Source organism: Pseudoflavitalea rhizosphaerae, from assembly GCF_003991355.1.
Taxonomy (GTDB): Bacteria; Bacteroidota; Bacteroidia; order Chitinophagales; family Chitinophagaceae; genus Pseudobacter; species Pseudobacter rhizosphaerae.
The window spans coordinates 776,372-798,491 of the sequence record NZ_RCSU01000001.1 but is presented as its reverse complement, the minus strand read 5'-3'; the positions used below and the strand labels follow the sequence as shown (position 1 = coordinate 798,491).

At 47.4% G+C, this 22,120-nt stretch carries 16 protein-coding genes; 4 read left to right on the top strand and 12 right to left on the bottom strand.

Annotated features, from left to right (window positions below; genetic code table 11):
- Positions 1-21: 21 nt before the first annotated feature.
- The 11 genes from D9Y29_RS02845 to D9Y29_RS02795 all read right to left on the bottom strand — a co-directional run bounded on the left by D9Y29_RS02845 (position 22) and on the right by D9Y29_RS02795 (position 12,634).
- Entirely contained in the window at positions 22-1,113 is a 1,092-nt protein-coding gene (locus D9Y29_RS02845) for a DUF6528 family protein (protein ID WP_127124917.1), read from the bottom strand.
- Positions 1,114-1,124: 11 nt separating this feature from the next.
- The gene (locus D9Y29_RS02840) at positions 1,125-2,177 is read right to left on the bottom strand and encodes a DUF6528 family protein (RefSeq protein WP_127124916.1); all 1,053 of its coding nucleotides are present in this window, start codon (positions 2,175-2,177) and stop codon (positions 1,125-1,127) included.
- Positions 2,178-2,255: 78 nt separating this feature from the next.
- Entirely contained in the window at positions 2,256-3,806 is a 1,551-nt protein-coding gene (locus tag D9Y29_RS02835; RefSeq protein ID WP_127124915.1) for a RagB/SusD family nutrient uptake outer membrane protein, read from the bottom strand.
- 29 nt (positions 3,807-3,835) lie between these two features.
- On the bottom strand, positions 3,836-7,201 hold the full coding sequence (locus tag D9Y29_RS02830; protein ID WP_164735221.1) for a TonB-dependent receptor: 3,366 nt from the start codon (positions 7,199-7,201) through the stop codon (positions 3,836-3,838).
- A gap of 234 nt (positions 7,202-7,435) precedes the next feature.
- Positions 7,436-8,671, bottom strand: coding sequence for a FecR family protein (locus tag D9Y29_RS02825; RefSeq protein ID WP_127124913.1), 1,236 nt, complete (start codon positions 8,669-8,671; stop codon positions 7,436-7,438).
- 109 nt (positions 8,672-8,780) lie between these two features.
- The gene (locus D9Y29_RS02820) at positions 8,781-9,335 is read right to left on the bottom strand and encodes an RNA polymerase sigma factor (RefSeq protein WP_127124912.1); all 555 of its coding nucleotides are present in this window, start codon (positions 9,333-9,335) and stop codon (positions 8,781-8,783) included.
- 165 nt (positions 9,336-9,500) lie between these two features.
- Positions 9,501-10,172 carry a hypothetical protein gene (locus tag D9Y29_RS02815; protein ID WP_127124911.1) on the bottom strand — a complete coding sequence of 224 codons (672 nt, stop codon included), beginning with the start codon at positions 10,170-10,172 and terminating at the stop codon, positions 9,501-9,503.
- A 221-nt stretch (positions 10,173-10,393) separates the two neighbouring features.
- Positions 10,394-10,903: a hypothetical protein gene (locus D9Y29_RS02810; RefSeq protein ID WP_127124910.1), complete on the bottom strand. Its 510-nt coding sequence runs from the start codon at positions 10,901-10,903 to the stop codon at positions 10,394-10,396.
- A 10-nt stretch (positions 10,904-10,913) separates the two neighbouring features.
- Positions 10,914-11,069 carry a WG repeat-containing protein gene (locus D9Y29_RS26990; protein WP_127124909.1) on the bottom strand — a complete coding sequence of 52 codons (156 nt, stop codon included), beginning with the start codon at positions 11,067-11,069 and terminating at the stop codon, positions 10,914-10,916.
- A 13-nt stretch (positions 11,070-11,082) separates the two neighbouring features.
- On the bottom strand, positions 11,083-11,811 hold the full coding sequence (locus tag D9Y29_RS02800) for a WG repeat-containing protein (protein WP_127124908.1): 729 nt from the start codon (positions 11,809-11,811) through the stop codon (positions 11,083-11,085).
- Positions 11,753-12,634 (bottom strand): hypothetical protein, encoded by an 882-nt coding sequence (locus D9Y29_RS02795; protein ID WP_164735220.1) that lies wholly within the window; start codon positions 12,632-12,634, stop codon positions 11,753-11,755. Before D9Y29_RS02795 ends, D9Y29_RS02800 begins: the two co-directional genes overlap by 59 nt.
- Positions 12,635-13,165: 531 nt before the next feature.
- On the opposite strand from D9Y29_RS02795, the gene D9Y29_RS02790 reads away from it, so the two are divergent.
- The gene (locus D9Y29_RS02790) at positions 13,166-13,873 is read left to right on the top strand and encodes a haloacid dehalogenase type II (protein WP_127124906.1); all 708 of its coding nucleotides are present in this window, start codon (positions 13,166-13,168) and stop codon (positions 13,871-13,873) included.
- 35 nt (positions 13,874-13,908) lie between these two features.
- On the opposite strand, the gene D9Y29_RS02785 is transcribed toward D9Y29_RS02790, so the two are convergent.
- Positions 13,909-14,406, bottom strand: a complete 498-nt coding sequence (locus tag D9Y29_RS02785) for a MutS-related protein (protein ID WP_241237832.1) — start codon at positions 14,404-14,406, stop codon at positions 13,909-13,911.
- 484 nt (positions 14,407-14,890) lie between these two features.
- Here D9Y29_RS02785 and D9Y29_RS02780 point away from each other — a divergent pair, with 484 nt between their 5' ends.
- From D9Y29_RS02780 to D9Y29_RS02770, 3 genes are all read left to right on the top strand, one after another.
- Positions 14,891-19,720 carry a T9SS type A sorting domain-containing protein gene (locus D9Y29_RS02780; protein WP_127124904.1) on the top strand — a complete coding sequence of 1,610 codons (4,830 nt, stop codon included), beginning with the start codon at positions 14,891-14,893 and terminating at the stop codon, positions 19,718-19,720.
- 377 nt (positions 19,721-20,097) lie between these two features.
- Positions 20,098-20,712, top strand: a complete 615-nt coding sequence (locus D9Y29_RS02775) for an RNA polymerase sigma factor (RefSeq protein WP_164735219.1) — start codon at positions 20,098-20,100, stop codon at positions 20,710-20,712.
- A 55-nt stretch (positions 20,713-20,767) separates the two neighbouring features.
- A complete protein-coding gene (locus tag D9Y29_RS02770; protein ID WP_127124902.1) occupies positions 20,768-21,940 on the top strand; it encodes a FecR family protein in 1,173 nt (390 codons plus the stop codon).
- Positions 21,941-22,120 lie beyond the last annotated feature (180 nt).

Sequence of the window (22,120 nt, the reverse complement as noted above, 5' to 3'; positions counted from 1 at the left end):
AAAATGTTAGATGAAAAACTATTATTGATAGTCTGGCGTCCATATGCGGCCTTTGTACCAGGCCGCGCCATTCTTATGTCCTGAAGACTGATAGAAACCCGTAGCCGAATAGAAGTCTACATAAGAAGTGGTCCAGCCATTGATTGTTGCGGGCTGTGGAGGAACAGGCGTTTTTTTGGAATCAGGCCTGGTGAGCACCACTGTACCCGAGGGTTGATTACTGATGCCTTTCACGAATGTACGGTTGCCGATATTTACAGGCGCGTCCTGGAATGTCTTGGTGGATTTGTTGTAAATGTAAACGCCTGCATTGGTGCTTACCCAAAGTTTGTTCACATCACCGATATACGGTTGCACATCATGGCCCCAGAAAGATGGAAGCCCTGAGCGGCGTGTTCCAACTTCCGTAAGCTGCGGGTTGGCGGCAGTGCCGGTGATGGTCAGGGCTGTGAGGATATGATTCTCTAGGTCAGCATGACTGTTGCTTACAATGGGATTCCAGCCCGTAACCCAGAGCAGGTTGTAGGTGGGGTCCCAGAGTACGGCATGCGCAGCCCTCAGTGGAAATTGGGCGTAGCCGGTAGACCAGGTCCCTTGTGAAGAAGTGTATACTCTCATCCAATTCCCATCAGATGCAGCGATGGCCACATTGCCATTGGGAAGTAATTCGATGGAATGCGGGTTGATGCCGGAGCCCAGGTTGATGGCCCATTTCTTGCCGGTGAGTGAAGGATAGGGAATGATACCGCAGAAGCCGTGAGAATCAGCTACCAGCATTTGCTGTCCGCCAAAGAAAGAACTGTTGCGGAGCCTGGCATCTGAAGGCAGGCCCCATCCAACTGTTGGATTAGTGAATCCGTTGCCGGCATTGGGATACCAGGAATGCTTAAGCGCAGTACTGTTATTCCAGTCGCTCACCGCAGGATCATAGATCTCTATTTTTTTCGAGGCCTGGTTGGTGGTAACTATCCAGCAACAATTGGCAGCAGCCTGTTGAGCGCTGGCCGATATTGAATTGGGCTCGATGATCTTGCTGCCGGAGCTTTCCGGCCTGCAGGCGGCAATGCCTGCCAGCAAAGAACTGGTCAGGATGATCAGGAATTGCTGTTTCATGATATAAAGGTTTATTGATAATCTGCTCTATCGATCCTTGCTTTGTAAAAACAGGCGCCTGGCGCAACGCGTGTGGTGTACAGGGAGCCGGAAGGCGTATAAAAATCTACCGTGCTGGTGGCCCATCCGTTGAGGCCGCAACTGGCGGCTGGTGTGGGTGATTTGTTGGCATCGGGCCTTGTTTGCACCAGCAGGCCACCGGCAGCATAATTGCCAACTGCCTTTACAAAAGAACGGTTGGAGCCGCCGGGCGCCACAACAAAAGATCTTGTAGTTTTATTGAACAGGTATACGCCGCCGTTAGTACTCACCCAGAGACGGTTCACATCTCCATAGTAAGGCCACACATCATGTCCCCAGGCTGTAGGCAATACAGCCCTGTAGGCAGTGGCCTCTTTCAGTTCAGGTGCTGCCGCCGTGCCATTGATCTCGAGCGCTGTGAGAATATGTTCTCCCGTTCGCGGGTCCTGTCCGGTAACCCATAAGAGGTTGTAGGCAGGGTCCCATAAGGCTGCATGCGAAGCATTCAGATCATACTGTGCAAATATGGAATTGTCTGCGCCCTGGGATGAACTATATACACGCACCCAGTTGCCATCTGAAGCAGCCAGCGCCACATTGCCATTGGGTAAAATCTCGGCGGCATGCAGGTTGCCATCGATGGGAAGCGACCATTTCCTGACCGCTCCGGGCCAGGTGAGGATGGCCGCCATCCTTGTATCGGTGAGCGACAGGAATGTTTCATTGTTCCAGTCCCTTACTTTCCTGAGCCTGACATCCGATCCTCCGGCGAAGGCATTGCTTTCCGCAGTACTGAAGCCGGCAGAGACCGAAGGCCTCCAGCTCCATTTTTTTGCTTCCGGTTTGTTCCAGTCCTTTACACCGGCATCATACATTTCTAAGCTTTTGGTGGAATTGTTGGTAGTGAATATCATTCCTTTCAACGTGTCTTCTGCTGGCGGCGGCGGGTTCACAGGCGGCGGGTTATCTCCTGCCGATCCGCTTTTGCCACAGGCAAAAACGATCAGCGCCAGGATAGACAGCGATACAATTATCCGGGTCATATTTGAAAGATTTTAAAATGGAAATAGTTCAGGTGATCGTTGCTATGTAGTGCAGATACTGGCAGAGCCTGATTTATGTTACTCGAGTAGCGGATTCAATTCTATTTCAGTGTAGGGGATAGGAAACAGCAAACTACTCTCCGTGATATTGAAGGAGTTGGAAGGGAGATAATTGTTTGCTGCTTTCATGGCTATACCATATGCCGTCATCACAGAGATGGCATTACCCGTACGCACAAGATCGATCCATCTTTTATTTTCGAAAGCCAGCTCCACTCTTCTTTCATGCAGGATGATGGCGCGCAGCTCTGTTTGATCAACAGTGGTTACCGGAGATACGCCTGCGCCAAAAGCCCTGTCTCTCACAAGGTTCAGATAGGGCAGTGCTTCCACGGGTTTGTTCTGTTCATTCAAAGTCTCCGCCAGCAACAACAATACTTCTGCATAACGATAAACCGGCCAGTTATTGTTCGTTTGGTTGGGCAATGTATGCGGGTGCAGGAATTTTTTCGGGAAGGGCCTGCCGGTCATGCCGGGCGGCGGCGTATAGCCAACGATATTCTTCACGGCAGACCCGGCAGTATTGGAAGCAGGCACAAAATCATTGGAACTGTTCCAGGTACCTTCTGCAATGGCGATGGAGGCAGGCAGGCGGTTGTCGTCTGTTTCAAAACTGCTGATCAGGTCCTGCGTAGGTGTATTGAACCCGCCGAGATCAGTAATGGTATTCTGGTTCAATCCTGTGATGGCCGTTGAGTTGGACATGCGGGGAATGAAATTGTAAATAAAATTGCTCGACTGTGGCGTTGCCAGCGTGGAGTTATATTGTATTTCGAAGATCGATTCCTTGTTGTTCTTATTTGCGGGAGTGAATACATCTGCGTAATTCGCCATCAGGCTGTATCCCTGTTGTGTTACCTCTTTCAGCAGGGGTTCTGCTTCCGGAAACCTTTTCAGGTTGATATAGGCATCTGCCAGCAGTGTGAGCGCTGCTCCTTTGGTGGCTGCCCCTGTTTGCGGAAAAGTGGCAGCATCCAGTTTTTCAATGGCATCCTTTGCATCAGAGATGATCAGGTCATATACCTGCGCCACAGATGATTTGGGAACATAGATCTCATCCGGGTTATTGATGAGATGAACATAGATAGGCACCTGACCATAATATCTTACCAGTTCAAAATAAGAAAGCGCCCTGATGAATTTTGCCTGCCCTGCTATTTTCCTTTTGCTGTCTGCAGAAAAAGATGCGGCATCTACCTGGTCAAGGATGGCATTGGCCCTGGAGATCGCTACATAGGCCCTTACCCATTTATCACTGGTCTGTCCGCTGAATTTGTCGTTCAGGAAATTGGCTGCATCACTTCTTTGTACAACCGCCAGTGAACCATCAGAGGGTTTGTAATCATAATGCGTATTGTCTGATCTCATTTCTCCCATCAGCCAGGAAGACTTGGAGCCATAGATATCTCTCAGTGCCGCATAAGCGCCGTTGACAGCGAGATTGAAATCATTTTCGGTCTTGAAAAAATCAACCGAGTTCTGTGCAGTGCGCGGCGCTTCCACCAGGAATTTCTTACAGGAGCTCAGGCTGAAGAACAGGATGAATATATAAAGTATTATCTTTTTCATTTTGATTTGACATTTTGGAATTCGCATTTTTAGAATCCTGCGGTAAGGCCGAAAGTAAAGGTCCTGGCAACCGGGTAAGCTCCGATGTCCTCGCCTTGTGAAATACCATTCAGTCCATTGTAGCTGGTTTCAGGATTTCCGGGATAGCTGGTAAAGATGTAAGCGTTCTGAACGCCTGCATACACGCGCAGGTTCCGGAGAATACTGATCCAGGACGATCTCTTGAATGAATAGCCCAATGTGATATTGTTGATGGTCAGGTGCGAGGCATCGTGAATGAAGAGGGAGTTATCGGCCCGCGACAGAACAGTGGAACCAGCAAGGGTTCGTTGTATCCTGCCGTTGCCGGGGTTCTCTTCAGAGCGCCAGCGTTGCAGTAATTCTTTAGGGCCATTGAAAACCCCATCCATATTGTAAAGGCTTTCTTCCATACTGTTCTTCAGTTTATTCCCGTATGTGCCAGACAGTGAGATGCTCATATCGAAGCCCTGGTACCTGAAACTATTGGTCATACCGAAAATGAAATCAGGGTTGGGGTTGCCGATCCAGGTACGGTCGTTGGCGGCATCGATCATATTGTCGCCATTGAGGTCCTTCATCCTTACGGTGCCTACTTTAGAGGTGGAATGTTTGGGGCCTTTATCCAGTTCTGCCTGGTTCATGAATACACCGTCGAATACATATCCGTAAAAGTTGCCGAGTGGTTGCCCTACTTCCGTACGCCAGTCCGTAAATTCAGATAAGGCCACGGAAGGGCTTGCTGCAATGGGCGCATCATTGGCTCCCAGTTTTACTACAAGGTTCCTGTCGAAGCTGATATTGAAATGGGTGGTCCATTCAAATTTTCCAACCAGGTTCTTTGATGTGAGAGAGAACTCATGTCCCCATGATTTGATTGTACCAACATTGGTTTGAATATTCGCGAAACCTGAAGAACGTGGTACGTTCACCCGGTACAGGAGGCCATCCGTATACTTGTGATAATAATCGTAGGTGAGGAGAATCCGGTCGTTAAAAAAACCGAGATCAGCGCCGATATCGAACTGTTTTTGTTTCTCCCAACTGAGCAATGAGTTGCCCAGGGTGCTTTGTGCAGCGCCTGGCGCCAGTGTGTTGCCGAAAACGTAATTGGCCGTGCTGATCAGTGGAATGGAAGTATAGTTGCCGATCTCGTTGTTACCCGTGAGACCATAGCTGGTGCGCAATTTCAGATAACTGATCACAGGCAGGTTCTTCATGAAAGATTCGTCACTCAGTATCCAGCCTATGCCTGCTGATGGGAAAGTGCCATAACGGTTGGCGAAACCGAAGCGGGAAGAACCGTCGCGGCGTACGGATGCGCGCAGCAGGTATTTCCCTTTAAAACTGTAGTCCACGCTTCCCAGGTAAGACAATAAGGCCCATGCCTGTGAGCCTGTGCTGGCTGTAACCCTGGTGGCTGCGCTGATGTAAGGAATTTTATTGTCTGGGTAATCACGGCCCGTGAGCGTGGTGGTATAATCATTTGCGCGTTGGGCAGTGAAGCCAGCCAATACTTTCAGCGAGTGATCATCACCGATATCTTTCTGCCAGGTGAGGATATTCTCGTTGATCCAGGCATAGTTGTTACTGGTGCCTGCTTCACCGATGGCGGATTTATTGCCGGCCGGCGCATTGTCTATCGGTACATTGTTGAAGCCACCCACTGACGTGGAAGGGATGAATTTCTTGCGGGTCATGCTGATGATATCGCCGTATATGGTGGACCTGAAATTGAAATGTTTCAGGAATTTGAATTCTGCAAATACGGAGCTCAGCAGACGGCCTCTTGTAACATCATCATTCACTTCCTGGATCTGCCTGAGAGGGTTGGCCCATGTAAAAAGGTTGGAGAAGCCACCCGCATAGCCGAGTGTAAGCGACCCGTCGGGATTGTAGGGTGACGCCATTGGCGGCATCATCAGCGTACTGGCGATGATCTGCCGCTGACCGTCGAAGTTGAAATTACCGCCCTGGCGGATATTGTGTTCCAGTTGCAGGCTGGGAGCCAGGCTGGCGCCCAGTTTGATGGCTTTGCTGATATTGAACTCGGCATTGATGCGGAGTGAGAAGCGTTTGTAGCCTGTATTTTTCAGAATACCTTCCTGATTGAAATAGCCGGCCACCAGGCTGAGCACCGCTTTTTCACTTCCGGTGGTTAAGCTCATGCTATAATTCTGCACCGGCGCTTTTCTCAACAGCAGGCCGTACCAGTCTGTGCCTTCGCCATACTTTTCAGGGTCCTGGTATTCGGCAGGAATACCGCCGGTATATCCTTCGTACTTTATTTTGTCTTCATAGAATCCTTTCATGTATGTAGCCAGCTCAGTTGCATTCATCACTTCAGGTTTCAGGTTCTTCATATAACTGGCTACGCCGGAAGAAGCACTGAAATCTATTTTCATTGATCCTGCCCTTCCTTTTTTAGTGGTGATCAGGATCACGCCATTGGCAGCCCTCGATCCGTACAGGGCAGTGGCAGCGGCATCTTTGAGCACCGAAAAACTTTCTACTTCATCAGGATTGATATTATTGATGCCATCTGTATTGCCGTTGATTGGTAAGCCATCGATAACGATCAGCGGATTGTTGCCGGCCGAGATGGAAGCCGCGCCGCGGATCCGGAAATCCATTCCCTGACCCGGGCGGCCATTGGTCTGCGCCAGTTGTACGCCCGGCAGTTTCCCCTGCAGCCTTTCAGCAAAAGTACCAACGGGCTGATCTTTGAGCTCACTGGCTTTTATCTCTGCCACTGCTCCAACTATTTCTCTTCGCTTCTGAAGGCCATAAGAAACTACCACCATTTCTTCCAGCCTGTTCTCTTTTTGCAATGTTATGGTGATGGTTGAATTGCCTTTCACCGGGTACATTTGCGTGGAGTAACCAACGAAGGAGATCTGCAATACTGCATTCTCTTCCACGCCATTCAAGGTGAAAACGCCGTCGGCGCCGGTGGTAGTGCCTTTCGATTTTCCTTTTACAAATACAGAAACACCATCCAGTGGATTGCCTTCCGGATCTATGACCCTTCCGCGGATATTCAGGGGAGGAACAGCGGGCGGTTCATTCGCTTCAGGTTCCTCTTCTTTTTCACTGACGATGATCACGTTGTTCTGGATTACGTAGGTGAGTGGCTGGTTCCGGAAACATTCTGCAAGCACCTGCTGAAGGGAGGCGTCCTTCACATTGATGCTAATCTTCTTTGCCGAATGCAGGGTCCGGTTGTTGTAAAAAAAAGTGAAGCCTGTTTGTTTTTCGATCACTTTGAATACCTGCCGGAGGGATGCGTTCTTTTCCGAGTAAGTTACTTTCTGCGCGAACGAATTTGCCCCCGCGTGCAGGAAAGCAAAGAACAGGAAGATTGCAGTAAGCTTCATTGCCAGCAATGTTTGATGAGCGACAAACACCGGTTTAATACGGCCTTTGTCAAAAGCATGTAGTTGCATACCTTTGCTTTGTTTGGGTTTTTACTTGTTAACTGATCAATTTTAATACGGTTGTTCAATACAGGGTTTACCCGGACATTATTCCGGAGGTGGCTCAAACACCTCCGGCTTTTTTTCCGGACAAACCAAAAAGTTCCATAGAATGAGGATGGTCTGTTGAAATGCCTAGAAGGGCGATGTAATTAGTTTCCTTCCTTCGATCCTGATCTTTACGGTTTTTGTCAGTTCCAAAATCTTAATGAGTTGCATGATGTTCGCAGTTCTTGGAATGCTTCCGCTGAACACCTCCTGCTTAATATTGCCATTGTAAACCACTTCCACATCATACCAGCGGGCGGCCTGCCGCATTACCGCTGTGATGGGCGCATCCGTGAACCTGAAATAGCCATCCTTCCAGGCCACTGCTTCTTCCACGTCTGCAGTAGATATGCGTATATTGTTTTCCGTTAGTTTGCCCGATTGATCGTTTACAAACGGCATAATGGCCTGCTGACCGGGTTTCAGAATGGTGGATGAAACAGTTCCCTGTACAGTGGCTGATGGATGACTGCTCACTTTTACACTTCCTTCCAGCAGGGTGGTTTTGATGCCTGCCTCATCCTGGTAGGCCATGATATTGAAATTTGTTCCCAGCACTTCAACGGCGTGTGCTGCTTCTTCTCCGGTGTTTTTCGGCAGCATTACTCTGAATGGCCGTTTCCTGTCTTTCGCCACTTCAAAATATCCTTCGCCAGTAAGCTCCACTATCCGTTCCTGTTCGCTGAAAGTGGTGGCGAAGCGAATTGAGGAGGATGCGTTCAACCAAACTTTTGTTCCATCCGGTAATAACAATTGATACTGGTTGCCTCTTCCGGTTTTGACAGTATTGTAATAGATACTCCCTTGCTGAGCTGCGGCGCCATCATAACTGAGTTGCCCATGCTGGTTAGTGATGGTGGTATTACCCTGTTGGGTGATGATGCCTGTTGCCTGATCATCCAGCACCAGTTCTTTGCCGTTATCCAGTACCAGTAAAGCTTTGTCGATACCCGGCCGGATCACGGAGCTTGAATCCTTCATGGCCGGTTGACCTGCGTGTTTTTTGCTGCTGAACTGCTGTTGCCAGATGAAAAGACTTGCGCCCAATGCAATGATAACAGCCGCTGCCACGGCCAGTTTCCACCATTTGCGGCCCGGTAATGCCACCAGTTCCGCAGGGTTGGATTGCTTTTGCCTGATCTGGTCCAGCAGGCGGGATAACATGCGTGATTCGATCAGGTCAGGAGATTCTGTGCCGGCCTCAATAATCGTTTCATCATCTTCCCATTTATCATACCATTGATGCAAAAGGGAAAGTTCCTGTTCAGTGGCTTCGCCATTGAGAAATTTTCGGGCTATTTCCTTGATATTATCCGGGATCATATTAGGTACAAAAAATGCCTTTATATATAAGAGTCAAAGCGGATCGCTTTCTACTTAGTGGTTTCTAAAAAAAAGTAAAAAAATATTCAATGGGGGGGATTGGCGTAGCCTAAAGAAAGAAGAAGGATGAAACATTGCCGAGTTGGCTGCGCATGATCTTCAGCGCTTTTTGCAGGTGGGCTTCTGCGGTCCTGGGAGAAATATTCATTTGCCGGGCGATCTCCTGTATGGGCTGGTCCAGCAATTTGGAATTGATGAAAACCATGCGGCATTTTTCCGGCAGGCGGGAGCTGAGTTTGGCTACCATATCCAGCAGCAGCTTATCGTCCATGGAATCAGGTGTTATACGGAACACTTCATGGGCGGAGGTTTCAGGGATTCTACTGTGTTGTTTTTCCTTTGCGATGTAGCGGTACACAGCATAGCGGACCATCGCTGCCAGGTACATGGCGGGGGAGTGAATGGTGAGTACAGCTCTTTTTTCCCAGAGGGTCAGGAATACTTCCTGTACAATTTCTTCGGCCGATTGTGAAGATTGAAGATGTTTGAATGCAAGGAAATACAGCGGCTTCCAGTAAGCTTTGTACAATGCAGTAAAGGCCGACTCATCGTTCTGTTTGAGCCGGTCCAATAATTCATATTCATTGTTTGTTACAGGCGCCATTGTGGAAAAAAGATAATCCTTTATTTGGATGAATCCTATTTAAAGGTACAAAAGTGGATTATTTTATGCATTGCTAATTATTGCATGGCGTTGGTAACAAAAAGATAAGATCGGAGAAATTGCGTCAAAAAGGAATTGGAAATGACGGATGAATAAAGTAGCCGTTTATTTTGCAGTAGGAGGATCACTGATAATTGGATCTATTTCCGTTGAATCTTTCAGGGAATGAACAATGTTGTCGTACGCTGAAATCACTTTCGAGTAAGTGTCTACGGTGAAGTAGGCGCTGGGAAGATTACTGTAGAAGTCGTCCGGATTGATGCCGAAAGTCCGGAACCGGTATTCTGCCTTGGCCAGGCCCAGCTCCACTGCTGCTGCGATCATGGGAAGCGTTGGGGAGTTTGCCTTTATTTTGAGTTCAGATGCGTGAACAAATAATTTTACTCCTACGGATGCCCTTTTTTGAGCGCCGCCACAATTATAGTCTTTGAATTTAGTAAGATAAGCAACGATCAAAATGTCTTTCTTCCCCATTGATCCGGAAAAACCGTATGCCTGCAGGCTTGTGTTCATTGCCAATGTAATGTTACTTGTATAAATATCGTTCTGATTCAAATCTTTCAGGTATTTTGGGAGAGGGATGCTCCCGCATACCATGGTTGTTGGATTGGAAGATTGGGAGGAGTCCATAACCAACCCTATCTTATCTACAATATCCTTTTCAACTTCAGTAGTATGAATGGTGTTTAGGTTCCGTGGAACGGGTATCAATGTTTTGCAACCGGAGATCAGTATTCCTGTAATAATACAACCTGTTAGGATAGCCCTGGTAGTCATTGGATATAGTTTTATTTAAACAATGGCGTAATTACATAGTTTTTAAACCTGATACTGCATCAGGAGAGAATCATCAGATGGGAATACGTGTAAATCGCGTGAACTTGTTTGCGCCGGACGGGGAGTGGCGCTAAGATGTTAGCCAGTTTCGATCCTAAAATATGGAAAGGCGGCGATATGGCAAAAACTTTTAGCGCAGGATAAGGAAGCTATCAGGAAAATCAGAATCCCGAAGCCAATTGGATCAGCTTTTGCATGGCGCCGGTGCTAAGTTCCTTATCTGTGGGTAAGTACAATTCCAGGCTGGTTGCTTCATTCAGGGAAAGCCATCTTCCGTTGGCTGCAGGCTCTCTCCCGGCTGCTGTATATAGATTAGCTACTTCCAGGTTGAAATACAGGAAATCAGCACAGCTTTCTTCTGATACACTATTCTTACTGCCAATTGCCTTACCAATACCAGTAGTATCCCGGCGAATTATATCCTTGTATCTCACTTTACTGAAGTAAAGTGGGCCGTTGAGCTCTTTGTCTTCAAATACTTTTTCAGTGCGAATCACAAAAGCGCTGTCGTAAAAAGTATAGGTTTTGGTGATGGTATAGGGTAGTTCATTGCCACCATAGGCTGACTGAACAGTGGTCAGGTTTTCCCGGAGCCATTGCAGGTGTGGGTTACCAACCGTGGTGAAGCTTAGAAAGAGCAACCAGATACAGCCCCTCAGTAGTGTTTTCATGGGATCTGATTTATAATTTTCGTCCTTGTTTATTGAAATAATAAGTACGGCCATTCTGTATTACTCTTACCCGGCCGAATTCAAAATCTGCTGCCTCATCATACTGGAATGGAATGATCACCTCTGCTTTGGAATTGATGAACCCAAATTTTCCCTTGTATTTCACCCTGGCAAGACCTTCACTTACTGTTCAGGTATCCCCATTTTCCTTTCCGGCTGGCAGGGTAAAACGATTCACGCGGCCATTTGATTGAATCGTATTTAAAGGGTGCTACTACGTTATTTTTGTTATCGATGAGCCCCCATTTCCCTTTGTGTTTCACTGCAGCCAATCCCGTTTCGGAAAAGAATGTTTCAGCATCCTCGTATTTTACAGGCACCGTTTCTTCCCCCGCTGTATTCACAAAACCATATTTGTCCGCCGATCTTACTCTCATGTACCCTGCATTGAAGGAACTGGTTTTATCATACTTGTGTTCACTTTTGGGTTGCATTGTTTTACAGTTGTAGAATTTTCTCTTACGATCATTTCTTACAACTATGATCATCGCTATCTCCCTGAAAAATTGTATCTCATCAAACTGTGGTATCAGTACTTCTCTGCCGGCAGTATCTATCAATCCATATTTTCCTGTGGCAGATTGAATAAGGGCAAGAGGGGTATTAAGTTTAAAGGAAAATGCTGTTCTGTATTGAAATGGGACCACTGGTTTACCAGATAGATCGATATAATCCCATTTGTCATTTTTTGCTACTGGTATCAGTCCCCGGGAAATAGTGCCTGCTTTAGTGTAATCAAATGGGATAACTGGTTTCCCGTTCAGGTCAAGGAAGCCATACCGGCGCTCTTCATTCATTGCCCTGATCATGCCGTAGGCGGCGCTGTTCATGCCTCTTACGTGATGCATCCCGTATACTTTCGAATGTGTCGTCTATTTTTGCAAGCTGCCGTTCCGTATTTCTTTTTTCCAGTTCCCTGAGCCTGTTTCTCGATTGAGGGCTGAGATTATTGGGGCTGGCTGCATCCCAGCCCCGAAGCGTTTGCAGCTCTGCTGCTTCATTTTGGGCTATGTCTTTTTCCCTTTGCCTTGCCTGGATCTCTGCTTCAATTATCCGGTTCTTGTCTTCCCTGTCTTCTTTTTCCTTTTTGAGTTGAGCAAATTTTCTGGAGGCAGCGACCATTCCTGCATGCCTGGGATCAAGCTGATAGGCTTTGTTCAGCATCGTTTCGGCATAGCTCAAATTGCCGGTCATCATTGCTTTTTCCGCTTCTGCTACGGCTTTATCAACGGATGCCGCAGCAGTTTCTTTTTTATGTTTTCCCAGGATCTTTTCTATCTCGTTGATGAAGTCTGTGATATATAATCCCGTTACAGTGATGTTATAGTAATACCCGGTTTCCTCCCAATGGCTTTTTCCATTTGATGCTTGCTTCTTTTTTTGCATAGCTTCCTTCATCACCTCATTGAATTCAGGTGTACAATAATCATTGGAGCTGTTATTGAGATGGAGCTTACATTTTGACCTGGCTTGGTTATGAGGCAGATTGGCGGCATACCGCGCAATAGGGGCAACGCTCACATTGCCGGTTACTTCAAAACCGAAACGAGCCGGCGTATAACCGCTCACAGGAGTTCCCCTGAGATCATAGCCGGCTTTGTAGAGGGCATTCAGCTGATCGGTGCTGGCAGCATATTTGGTCAATACCAGTTTGGCATTACGCCCCTGCAATTGCGTGGCAAAACTTTCAAATACTACATCAAAAGTTACGTATCCGGAGAATCCCCGGATATCTTTGAAGTGGATGGTCTTATGGGACTGAGCGAATACTATTACCGGATAGGATCAATATCAGGCAAATAATGCTGGTAACGGGGCGTAAAATAATCATCTTCGGTAGAGTTGGATTAGGCATACCGGTTTCGTATGGCTTTGATGTAATGTAAAGTATTGAGGTTTCCACGGCACCGGCCCGGAATTAAAATATTGTTAGACTATTCCCGATCTTTCAATAAGAAATTTCGGTTAGGAGTCATTGACAGCCAGGTGGAATGAAAATAGCCCCCAGGATCTACAGAGGGCTATCTCTTCATTGTATTAACCTATAATGAGCAGGGCTTTAAAGCCGTTTTGGTTGACTGTAATTTAGGAGCACGGAATTTGTAATACCTTAATCTGAAATTAGAATGCAATTAGAAGAGATTCAATAATTGATGGATCAAAGCAATTAAATTGTTTCTTTTGTACTTCAAAACCAGCAGGATGACCATTAATAAAGAGCGACCGGGCCTGATTTTATTTGACGTATACGAAACACTGATAGATATGCGCGACCTGGAAAAGAAAGTGAACCAGCTTTTTAACCAGCGCTATGCTTATACCATCTGGTATAATCTTTTCATGGAATATTGTTTTGTTGACAATTGTATAGATCAATTCAATGATTTCCCTGCAATAGCCAGAGCTACGTTGCAGATGACAGGAAAGATGATTGATAAGGAAATCAGCGAGCAGTCCATTGGCCAGGTTTTGGACCTGCTCAAACATTTGCCTTTGCAACCCGATGTGCAGGAAGGACTTTCCATCCTGAATGATGAGGGTTTCGAAATGGTGGCATTAACCAATTCTCCCGAAAAGATCGTTGTGGAAAGAATGGAACGGACTGGCCTGATCTCCTATTTCAATAAAGTGATGAGCGCTGAACGCCTGGGCAAATACAAGCCATTCATTGAGGTGTATAACTGGGCGGTAAGAGAAATGAAAGGGGAGCCCGGAAACACTCTGATGGTATCTGCGCACGGATGGGATATTGCCGGCGCTGCCAATGCGGGGCTTCAAACTGCCCATATCATCCAGTCGAACCAGGTACTTTATCCCCTGGCGCCTCAGCCTGATCATACATTCAAAAGTATTTCCGAACTCGGGAGATATTTCAAAAGCTCACAAACTACAAATGATCGTGATTATTGATGAGCATTTGAAATAATGATCTCCCGATTGTGATCTCACCGGGTAATAAGATCCAGGATGCCTTCATTACGGATGATCATCATACCCTGCCGGTCTTCCGTAATGCCTTTCTTCAGTTTATAAGTGTATTGAGGCATCATTCCCTTCATCACCGTTGGCATGAAGGTGAACTGTACATTGTGCAGTTTTTTCAATGCTTCCCCCACCTCGATGATATGAGTGCTCACGATGAACAGGCTGTTCTTGCCTTTGAACAGTTCATCGAACATCAGCAATAGATGTTTGGCGGTGGCATCGGCTGCATGCTTCACACGCACCACTTCCGCATAAAAATGGCTGTAGCCGAGCCCGATATTATCTGCTACGTTGATGCTGGAATAAATGCCTTCGCGGATGGAGAATTCCATTTGCTGTGCAGCAACGGGAAACCCAATATGCGCCAGGTACATGCTAATACCGATACTCTTCATCCAGGTGGATTTACCTGCCATATTCGCGCCGGTGAGGAAGATCACATTGCTGCCGGCTTTCATGTTGATATCATTCCCGATGGCATGGTCGATGCAGGGATGGCGGAGATCAATTGCTTTGAAGGTATTTGCATCCTGTGGTAACGCCTTCGCATAAGTGAAATGATTCGCAGCAGCTACATTGCCTACCGCGCCGGTAATTCCTTTTCTTCGTATGAGCCTTTGAACAACAATGCTGTTATAGGGTTAGCGATTAATGCTTGCAAACTATAATAAAAAAACCAAATGAGCGAAAGCTTGGGGAAGTGATATTTATTTTTCTGTATATTTGAGCACCTTACAAGAAAACCGGATCTGCTCCGGAACTAAATTCAAAAGCTATTTAGCTATGCATCTGTGTTTGCCCGTACCGGTAAATGCGCAGCAACTCCTTTCTTTTCCCTTATTCCAGGTTCTGATCAGTACAGTGATAGCATGTGTATGGCTTGCTATGACCTGAGCATCTATTGTCCCATTCCTATTCAAACCATAACAATAAATCCGAATTATGAAATCCATTTTTTACTTACGTCTCAGAAGGGGGAAGAAGGCTTCTGGTGAAAGGAGTCTTTTGATGATCCCTATGCTGCTTTTGTTTTCCTTATGTAATTATGCTCAAAGCCCCGGTGGTGTTTCAACCGGGCTCAGATTATGGGTGAAGGCAGACGCCGGAACAGTTGTTGCCGGCGGCAAAGTAACTGCCTGGAATGACCAGTCGCCCGGTCTCCGGCATCTCACCACCACATCCACCACTTATCAGCCACAGGCTGTGGCGGCAGGTGCTGAGTATAACTTCAATCCATATGTGAATTTCAATGGACATTTCCTCCGGTACACCGGTAATGTACTTCCCGCCAATTCCGGTGCCTCCATCTTTTCAGTGGCCAGCCAAACCGGTGGTACCGGCTACAATACGCTCTGGGATTTTTATGCCAATGATCCAACCATCAATACACAGGGAGGCCGCTGGCTACTCTGGCATGGCGGAGCTGCTTATCACAATACGCCATTATTGAAAGGAAAGCCTACGCTGGCATCCAGTCACTGGTTGCACAATGTTACAGTCAGCAGCATGATGGATATCAATGGCCTTCAGCAGGCGGTGAGCAAGCAGGTAAACACCAATGGGAACAACTATTTCCTTGGCGCCGGTAATACAGGTGCGGGTGAAGACTGGGTAGGCGGTATAGCAGAGAACATCGTCTATGATGCTCCGCTAGCTCCGGCTGATCAGGCAAAAGTGAATTCATACCTCGCCATTAAATATGGTATCACGCTGGATGCCGATCCCGCCAGCACGGCCACCAATTACAATTATGTTTCTTCGGCAGGAACTACTATCTGGGACGGCGTTGCCAACAGCAACTATCACCATGATATTACCGGCCTGGGCCGTGACGATGCTTCAGCCCTGCTGCAGCTGAAGTCGAAAAGTATCAATGATGGATCGATAGTGACCCTGGAGATAGCCTCACCTTCAACAGATGGAGCTTTCCTTGTTGTTGGAGATAATGCAGGTAATGCTGGGCTCACTACACCATATTCACCCAACAGTTTTACACCTGCCATTCCATATTTCCATTTCGGAAGGATCTGGAAAGTACAGGGAACAGGTGTGACCGGTACCTGCACAATTACTGTAAGTTCCTCTGCCGCCACCCATCTGCTTGTTCATAACAGTGATGATTTCAGCTCGGGCACACCCACTGAAGTAGCGTTGATCAATGGTGAGACAGATGTGGTACTTACGGATGGACAATACTTCACCTTTGCAGGGCCGGCCAATGCCCCAGGCGGCGTGATCCAGGACCTGGCCTGCTGGCTGAAAGCCGATGCCGGCACCAGCACTACAACACCTGGCGCAAATGTAAGCGACTGGCTTGACCAATCAGGTAACGGTAACACACACACGCAAGCTACTGCAGGAGCACAACCCACCTATGTTGGTGCAGGTGGAAGTTTTCTCATGAACTACCAGCCGGCGCTCAGGTTTGATGGTTCCAACGATAAAATGACTGCCCCTGCCTATATCAATACCCAACTCCCGGATAATAATGCGGTACACGTTTTTGTGGTATCCAGGATCAATGCAAATAGCTCAACGGCATGGCAAACTACATATGGTGTTATCGATAGTAGGGTGAATGCACTCTGGTATAACAGAACGCCCGGCAATTACCTGGCCGGAAATCAGATTGCCGATACCAAAACGGGTGTGTTCTATGGCATCACCAGTCACATCATGCCTAAATCTGTCGGAACTACAAAAGTGATCTGGAACGGCACTGTAAAAACCTTCTCCAACCTGAACTACACCAATACCGGTACTACTTATTCGGTGGGCGGCGATGTAAACAACGCAGATTATGTTGGTGGTGATATACAGGAAGTGATCGTTTACAAAGGCGCTCCCAATCTGGATTTCGATGTGAATAATCTCGCAAAGATCCAAACCTATCTTGCTATCAAATATGGTATTTCACTCGATCCCGCGGGTCAGGCCGATTATGTATTGCCAAATGGCACATTAATCTGGACAGGCGCCGATCACCCGGGCTACCAATACCATATTTTCGGATTGGGAAGGGATGATAATTCCGCGCTCTACCAGAAGCAGGCATTCAGTTATGGAGATTCTTCCATCACTGTCTATCTCGGCAGCCTTGCCGGCCTGAACAGCGGCAACAATGCAAGCATCGCCAGCAACAATAGTTTCCTGGTGCTGGGAGATAATAACGTGAATGGATACACGGTAGTGAATTATCCTTCCGGAACAAGCTTCCAGAACGGCGCAACCACCGGGCCAGTGAATGCACTCACCAACAGGATCTGGAAAGCAGATGCTACCACGCAGAACAGCTGGTCAGTGAATATCAATACCAATAAGTTTAGGTATGCAAGTTATGTATTGGTAAGCGCCGATCCTGCTTTCCCTGATGCTACTACGCGTATCTATCCCGTTAACAGCAGTGTGGCAGAGAACGTGGTGATCAATGATGGCGAATACTTCCGCTTTGCTGCTTTTGTAAAAGCTCCAGGAGGCGTGGTGAATAACCTGGCCTTATGGATGAAAGCTGATGCCGGACTGGCCGCCAGCGGTAAAGCAGGTATATGGCTTGACCAAAGTATTGCCGGTAAAGACCTGGAGCAACCCAATGCTACTTACCAGCCAACCATTACCAGTGGTACTGCAGTCAGCAATTTCAATCCTGTGCTCACTTTCGATGGTAATTCCATTTACCGCAACCAGGACCTGGTTCAGAATACAGCCGGTTCAGGCGCTTCGATCTTCAGCGCGGCAAGACCTACAACAATAACAGGGACCCGCACACTATGGGACTTTGCTTCCAATACGCCTACACTGAATGTAATTGGCTCCAACTGGAACTACTGGAATCTGGGTGGAACACATACTGTATTGCCTGTAGCAGGGCAAATGCAGATCGCCAACGCACACTGGCTTTTAGGCACCACCGGTAGCAGGTTGAAAGAAGTGAATGGCAATGGTGAGAGCGCCACCGGTTTGCCTGTAACACCGTCTACCAGCCAGTACCTGATCGGGGCAGGTAATACTACCAATTCGGAGGACTGGATCGGAGACATAGCGGAGAATGTTGTTTACAATGTAAAACTTACTCCGGGAGAACTGGTCAGGATCAATACTTATCTCGCCATCAAATATGGTGTTACTTTGAGAAATACCACCACTTATCAATATGAGGCTACAGATGGAACCCTGATCTGGGATGGCGCAGGCAGCGGTAGCTTCCATAACAATGTGGCCGGTATTGGTGCTGATGAAATGGAAGATCTTAATCAGAAACAATCGCGCAGCGTGAATCCCGGTGACCAGATCACAGTAGGCCTCGGCGCCATAGCAGCGGATAATATTTCCAACACATCCAGCTTCAACCAGGATATCGCTTACCTCGTTTGGGGCGATAATGGCATCGCCAATGCAAGCACCACACTCGTTTCTGATTATGGTGTGGGCATAAATATCAATCATCTCAACAGGGTATGGAGGGTTGAAAACAATGGTGTGGACCAGGTTGTGAGGATCAGCATACCCAACACTTTACAGCCTGGCGCACTGGTAGGCTCCTGCGAGCAATACAAATTGATCACCTCCGCATCAGGAACCATCAGCGGTGCTGCTATTACCTCCATCCAGCCGGTAACTATCGATGGCAGCAACTACGTGGTGGACTATACATTCCCGGCTGGCGTTTCTTATTTCACGCTGGCAAGGGTAGACCCCGCTTCTTCAGGTGTAGTAGTACTGCCTTCAGAAAATACACAGGCTGATAATTTCGCCGATTGTTCCACCACTGAATGGATCTACTTTTATGCAGATGCCGCAAAAGCACAAAAGCTGACTGCTATGGCTGATTTCACAACGGCGTATCTGAACAATCTCACTGTTGATATCACACCCAGTGGTTATGGTTATGCGAGCGCTTCCCGCGAATCTTCGCTGATGCCCCGCATCACCACCGTTACCGATGTAACCGCCGGAACATTCCCTGCCGCTAAGATCAGGATCTATTACAGCCAGGAGGAAATGGACAACAGCCTGATACCCGGAGCCATTACCAATACATGGCTCAAATACAGTGGTGATGCCAACGCTGTGATTGCCGATCTGCAGAACGATGGTATCTTTGAAGCACCCTTCATCACTGCATTGACTCCCGATGCTTCCGGCGTTGAAGATGGAGTGAACTATGTTGAGTTCCACAATATCACATCTTTCTCTTCATTCATACACGTTTCAACTACAGAGCCTTTGAATGTATTGCTTCCCGTGAAGCTGGGCATATTCAAAGGGACCAGTACGGAAGCCGGCATTCTACTTAACTGGTCTACTGTGCAGGAGCTCAACAATAAAGGTTTTGCTGTTGAACGAAGTGTTGATGGAACCAACTGGCAGCAGCTGGCTTTCATTCCAACAGTAGCAAAAGATGGTAACAGCAATACAATATTGAATTATCAGTTCACTGATGGAACTCCGGCCAATGGCATCAATCATTACAGGCTGAAACAGGTGGACATCGATAGCAGGAGCGATCTGTCAAAGATCATTTCTGTGCGATATGCCGGTGGAAACAAATTGTCTGTTACACCCAATCCGCTGAGCAATGGATTTACCGTGGTGAGTGGATTGAATATTGGTGATGAGTTGAGGGTATTCAATCAATCGGGTGTGCAGGTTTACCGCCAGCGCGCCGGTGCATGGCAGCATAGGATCGATCTGCGGAAGCAGCCTGCCGGTGTATACTATCTGGAAATTGTAAATGGAAATGATAAAGAGTTATTGAAGATTATTAAACAGTAAGTCTGGAACTGTAAGCAATTACAGAAGAGGCGACCCCAAAAAGGTCGCCTCTTTGCATGGTATCAGGGAGTATTTGGGAGGTACAGGGTGCGGCCGAGGGGGTGACTAAAAAGGGCGGAGAGCTGAGGCTGACTAAAAAGGGCGGTGAGTTGGGGGGATTAAAAAGGGGCGGTGAGTTGGCAGTCGCTCGCCTCTGGCGAGTGACTTCTGTTCTGTCGCCTCTGGCGACACGGTGTTCGCCGGAGGCGAACAATTAGAAGTCACTCGCCAGAGGCGAGCGACTGCCAGCACCCTGTACATCCCGTCTGCTCACCAACAATGAAAAGGTCCGGCCTTTTCCTGCAATCTGCTATCTTTATGCTGCAAAACCAGCCCGATTGATACTGCGACCCCTTCATAATGAGCTACTATTATTGCAGCAAGTGTCGGAAAGCCATGAGCCTGCTTTCCGTCAGTTGTATGAAGGATATTCCCCCGGCGTGTATGCCGTAGCGTTGCAGCATCTTAAACTCCCTCATCTTGCTGAAGATATCGTGCAGACCGTATTCCTCAAGTTGTGGGAAAACAGAACAGAGCTTTTATCTATTCAGCATTTCGCTTCCTGGTTCTATACCATCGTTCGTAATACTATTGTAAGCTCCCTCCGTAAACAGGGAAGCCATGAAACCTATGTCAACTACCTGAAAGAAAGGATGGAAATTGCCATGGACAGCCCTGAACTGTACCTGATGAAAAAGGAGCAGATCATTTTGTTGCAACAGGCGGTGGAGCAGCTCAGCCCACAGCAGCGGACCGCTTTCAAACTGCAGCGTGAAGAAGGATTGAGTTATGAAGAGATCGGTAAACGAATGGGCATTACTACCAATACGGTACGCGTTCATCTGCACAAAGCGATGGAATCCTTACGTAATTATGTGCTTGCCCATAGCCCGAATGGCGCACTGGTGGCCTGTTTGCTGCCACTTATTATCCTCGATCCTAATTTTTTCTAAAAAAATGTTAAACGGCGCTAATACTTTTTCCTGAGTTGCGCGACTTTATTATTGTATGTCCACACCCACTGCTCCATATGATGAATTGATCAACCGTTTCGTGACTGACCATTTGCAGCCCGAAGAGGTGGAAGCATTCTTTTCCTTCCTGGAAAAAGAAGAATTCCGTGAACGCTATGGAAACAAGGTGGAGCAGGACCTGTTGAAACAGGCGTGGGGAGAATGGAAAAATGAACAGCAGTTGGAGCTCCTGTACCAGAAGATCGTGCAGGCCGGAGGAATCAAGCAGGATATACAGCCGGTGGTAATGCATAGGACGCATTTCCTCAGAACGGCATGGTTCAGGTATGCAGCGGCTATTGCGTTACTGATCATCGGGGCTGTTGCTTACTTTATGTTTAGGCCAGTTGAAAAAAGCAAGGAACTGGCTCTGCAAAAAGTGGAAAAGGAAAATATCAAATTGCCCGGCGGCAACAAAGCAATACTAACGCTGTCCAACGGCCGGAAACTGGTTCTGGGGAAAGATGATGCAGGTACTATCCGTGATGGCGAAATGAATATCGAGAACCAGGAAGGTCAACTGATCTATGCAGCCAACGCACCGATGGACCCCGGTGCTTTGAATACCATCACAACGCCCAATGGCGGCATGTTTCAGCTGTTGTTGTCCGATGGTACAAAAGTTTGGCTCAATGCTGCCAGCAGCATCACGTATCCGGTTACTTTCAGTGGAAGCAGGAGAGAGGTAAGCATCTCTGGGGAGGCCTACTTTGAAGTGACGCAACAGAAAAACATGCCATTCATTGTGAAAACTGCCACAGAAGAAATTACCGTACTGGGTACTGCTTTCAATGTGAACAGCTACAATGATGAGCCTTCAGTCAGGACGAGCCTTATTGAAGGCGCTGTAAAGATCAACAATACTATCCTCAAACCCGGTCAGGCTTACTCCAATGGAGTGGTCACTGCTACCGATGTTCGTCAGGACATTGCGTGGAAATCCGGGTACTTTGATTTCGATAAATTACCTTTTGACCAGGCGATGCGTCAACTGGCCAGGTGGTACGATGTGAAGATCGTCTATGAAAATGAAATACCCCGCGAAGGATTAGCCGGGAAAATGGAGCGTACGCTGACATTGAACGATGCATTAGGAGGCCTGGACAGCATTGTTGCTAAAGTCAGGCTGGAAGGTAATACGGTCCGTGTGACTGCTTTACAGAAGTAAAACCTCATCTTACTGTTTCTCTAAGTATAGCCGAGACTATACCGAAAAAAACCGGGAATGCTTGGAACCATCCCCGGTGAACGTTTCGGGATAGCGTTGAAAAACCATTGTTGGAAGTTTATTCATCAACCCAAAACTGTTACAAAAGTATGTTATTGACTGCTTATTGTAACCGGCGGG